Raw genomic sequence first — 4,258 nt, 5'->3', positions numbered from 1 at the left:
CTCCGGGTGCATAGATTGCAACAGAGATCATGATCGTGACTGCTATGACGATCGCTGAGAGGAGCATTGCAATATATGCATCTGCCCATTTCTTCAGAAGTTCAAAGCCACTCTCCTGATTATTTCGAAATATCTCCATTGACGAGGAGATCTCACCGTCGAGGAAATCCTGATCAGGCACCCCTGACTCCATGGAATTGGAAAAACGGTTCAGCAGAGTCTTTAAAACCCCCTGTTCCAGTCTTTCGGCAGTGATTGATAGTGCCTGAACATAGCTGTACCCCCAGCGTTTCACAAAGAACTCAACCTTTTTGATCGCCTTTGAGGATGCATACTCTTTTCGCTCGGCAGTGTTTGCAAAAATCTCCGGTCGTGATGCATGTGCAATCGCAAGTGAGTCCATATAGGTGACCATAAAGAGGATGTCTGTGACCATCTTACGGTCATCAAAGACTTTGGTTATCCGGTTATGGATCTTCCTGAAGAGATCCTCAAATGGCAGTTTACCATCATTATTCTGGCGCAGGCGGTCGACAACATCCTCAAACATGTTAATTCTTCCCGATCTCAATCTTCAGGAGACCCTGTTTTCTCACTTTGGTCAGCATATGGAAGAGATCATAATACCGGGTATATCCTGATTCATGAAGCCTCTCAAGGATTTTTGCGCGTTTATCAATCTCAAGATAGATATCCGCTTTTCTCCTCTCAGGAATACCGAGCATCGTCGCGATTTTATATTCAAGGAGATAACTGATCCCTCTGGCATTGAAGGTGAATGTGTCGGTCACCGGCTCCCATGAAAACGCCTCGACAAAAGAGAAACCCTGAGTCTCAGGGTCGTATCCTACAAGTTCGGAGACTGATAGAATCCGCCTGACAGTCTCCCCTGACGGGCGTTTCACCGCACTCTGGATGACAACGAGGTTTAAGTTGTCAACAAAGGTCTTTGGAATCAGGATCGGATCTCCCGTGAGACGCTGGATCAGTTTTTCAACTGTTGCTGCGTGGAACGTGCTCATCACAGGGTGCCCGGTCTGCATTGCACCAAAAGCGATTGAACCCTCAACTCCACGGATCTCACCAACAAGAATCTGGTTTGGGCGCTGACGGAGTGCGGCACGGAGAAGGTCAAACATCGTCACCTCTGATCCTTCCCCTTCACCTTTACCCTTCCCTTTCGCAACCTCACGCACCCAGTTCCTGTGTGGAATATTCAGCTCCGGAGTATCCTCGATTGTGACGATCTTGTTCTCGGGTGGGAGAAAGGCGGTGATTGCGTTTAAGGTTGTGGTCTTCCCGGATGCCGTCTCTCCGGAGACGAAGAGGGACATCCCATACTCAACCATGATCCAGAGGTACGCTGCCATCATATAATCGCACCCCCCACTCTCGATGATATTCATGATCGAGAGAGGTTCCCCCATGGCTTTACGTATGGTGAAGTTGCTCCCGTGTTTACTGATCTCAGTTCCATAGACGATATTGATACGGGAGCCGTCCGGGAGGGTGGCATCGATGATCGGGTTTCTGTATGTGATGGGTTGTTTGATCCGCTCTGCCATCTTCAGTACAAAGAGATCGAGCTCGTCAGACTTCTTAAACTCAATGACAGATTTCAACCCTTTGAAGATCTTATGTTCAATGAAGATTGGCCCCACTCCGTTACAGGAGATATCTTCAATATATCCATCGGACAGGAATGGTTTTAAGACACCCATATCGATCTTGTCACGGATGAGCAGGTACTCAACTGCCGTGTACTGTGCAGGGGTAACGATCACCTTTCCATCCGAACTCTGAGGGATGTCAGGGAACTTCTGCTTCGTTGACTCTTTCTTTGAATCACCGATATCCTTATGAAGGAAGTCCATGATCTTGTCTTTTATTGATCCGGCTGCCTCTGCAATGGGTAGGGAGAGGATCGAAGAGTCCTGTGTGGATCGAACAGAGGTGATCTCTTTCAGCAGTTTTTTTAAGACATCTGATCGTTCCTTCTCAGTGACCGGATCGTAGTCGAGGGCATCGAGGAGGTCAATCAGCTTGCATTCAATAGCAGGCATCAGGTAACCAACGCTATGAAGAAATGACGGCTCAATCGGGATGTAGTACTGACGGACATCATTCGGATCGGGGAGGATATGGACAAATATCCCCTTGCCGACGGGATAGATGACATTTGGGCTCTCCATCGACTTCAGATCCTTCTTCAGTTCTGAGAGGAAGAGGGGGATGCCGTAGATGTCAACCGGAAAAATGAGAAGATATTCGAGGAGGTGAGGACTCTCTTTAACGTACTCACGTGCATTTGCAGGGAGCATCCGGTACAGTGCCGAAGACTCGAGATCCCCTTCATAAATTCCTCCAACATCTGGTGTCAGGGGCTGAAAGGGGAGTGTTACGTCAATTGAGAGTGATGGAGCCATACTCTATACTCGTGCAAAGGACATCGGGATGATCTTCATGCCGTATCCGGGGTGGACTTCAAACGATACCAGGTTTCCTGTGGTCTTTCGTGCTCCACGCACCTTCCCAACCTCCATCACCATCACATACTTGTCGCCGATCAGTGCCTTCTTCATCACAAGATGGGCATCGCATGTCGAACGGATACGAACAAGCGAGTCCTCTTCGAAGGCATACGTGTGGAGAGTTATCAGGATCGTCTTTCCATTATCAACAAGTGTCTTGCAGTTTGTAAAGAAGGTAAGGACCGTTTCGGTAGATGCATACTCTGAGAAGAGGGTGAGGGAGTCGATGATGATGACATCTGCTTTGCTCCTCTCGATATGCCTGACAAGCCTGCCCAGAATCCCCTGCATATCATTCTCATCCCAGTCGAAACCAACGACATGGAGCGGAAAGACCCTGAGGTACCCCCATGCATAATACTGGGAGACGTCAAGACTCATTGATTCCATCTGAGCAAGGAAACTCTTGACGGTGTTCTCGGTTGTGAAGAGGTCGACATTAAATGAGTTCTTCATTGCACCCCAGATGATCTGCTGGGTGATAACGCTCTTGCCTGTGTCATTCTCCCCCTCGATTAATGTCATTGAGTAAAGAGGAAGGCCATCTGCGATCTTCTTGTCGATCTCAGGGTTTCCGGTTGAGAGGATCTCCCGTTCGGGCTCCTTGTTTATATCTTCAAGTAAACACCCGTCATCTTCCTCTTCATCATCGTATATCTTCTTCATAATCTCCCTCAGAGGTATGTTGATGCTGCAATGCCATTTGGTGTTACCACCTTGACCCAGGTCGGGTTATATCCGGTGATGTCCACGGTCATATTCAGGTACTCCCCGGGATCAAAGAGACCGGGGTTGATTCCGTCCGGGGTGATTCCGTCATTCACCCAACTTATCCGAAACTGGGGAGGGAGATGCGGTGCGATGATAACATCCATCTTATCCGGGTCGATGATGGTGTTTCCATCGTTTTTAATAATCAAATAGAGGGTTTCATTTGTTGCTATGGCGCTGTTAATCGAAATTGATGTGCTCAGGATGGTCGAATGAACTTCGGTCATATCTCTCTGTGCTGCCATCACCGTCTCAGCGGTGAGCAGTGTTGCTCCGACAAGGAGATATGCGACCAGGAGGAGGAGGAAGATTCCAACGACTGCTCCGATAAGATTTGCAAACGCCATTGTGAGTTACACCTCAGCTCGCAGAGAAGTCAATGTTCCGGCGAACACCGCTTGGCAGGACAATCTGGAAGAATATCCGATCTCCGGAGGCAACAGAAGGTCCTTTGGCAATGATCTCAAGCGTCTCCCCTCTATCCCAGAGGTTGTTGTTGTTATTATCATAGAGTATGTAGGTCCATTGCAGAGATTCGAGTGAACCTTCGGGGGGCTCATGAAAAGAAAGACGTTTAAATTCTCCTGTTTTTCCTAGATAGATATCAAATTGTTTAAATATACCTTCCTGGATCGGATTAACTCCGGTATTTTTAATCCAGATACGGGCGATCGGATCGTCACCTGACTGGCTGACGGTATTGACGATCATGACATCGGTTCGCATCCGTTCATCCATCTCATAAGATCCTGCAACAAATGTCTCTGAAGCTCGATATATTGAGGGGAAGATTGCATTGACGAGTACACCTGCCGCTATGATCGCGGTGATAAGAAATATGGCGGTGACAAACGTCTCTGAACTCATGGTATGAATACTTCCTGTGTTGATGCTGGTGCTGAAAAGGTTTATATCTTATCGATCAGGTGCGCCCATTCCTCACCGATCTCCTCTTT

The 4,258-nt window shown here is 48.0% G+C and carries 4 protein-coding genes and 1 pseudogene; all 5 read right to left on the bottom strand.

Going from position 1 to position 4,258, the window contains the following annotated elements:
• Positions 1–550, bottom strand: a pseudogene (locus tag Q7V06_RS01550) (flagellar assembly protein FlaJ); the annotation flags it as partial.
• A 1-nt stretch (position 551) separates the two neighbouring features.
• Entirely contained in the window at positions 552–2,426 is a 1,875-nt protein-coding gene (locus tag Q7V06_RS01545; protein WP_304837053.1) for a type II/IV secretion system ATPase subunit, read from the bottom strand.
• Positions 2,427–2,429: 3 nt separating this feature from the next.
• Positions 2,430–3,197 (bottom strand): ATPase domain-containing protein, encoded by a 768-nt coding sequence (locus tag Q7V06_RS01540; RefSeq protein WP_304837050.1) that lies wholly within the window; start codon positions 3,195–3,197, stop codon positions 2,430–2,432.
• A gap of 8 nt (positions 3,198–3,205) precedes the next feature.
• On the bottom strand, positions 3,206–3,649 hold the full coding sequence (locus Q7V06_RS01535) for a hypothetical protein (protein WP_304837047.1): 444 nt from the start codon (positions 3,647–3,649) through the stop codon (positions 3,206–3,208).
• Positions 3,650–3,662: 13 nt separating this feature from the next.
• Positions 3,663–4,169, bottom strand: coding sequence for a flagellin (locus Q7V06_RS01530; protein WP_304837045.1), 507 nt, complete (start codon positions 4,167–4,169; stop codon positions 3,663–3,665).
• Positions 4,170–4,258 lie beyond the last annotated feature (89 nt).

Source organism: Methanocalculus sp., from assembly GCF_030651615.1.
Classification (GTDB): domain Archaea; phylum Halobacteriota; class Methanomicrobia; order Methanomicrobiales; family Methanocorpusculaceae; genus Methanocalculus.
Note: the sequence above shows the minus strand (reverse complement) of the source record. Positions and strands in the feature narration are given on the sequence as shown.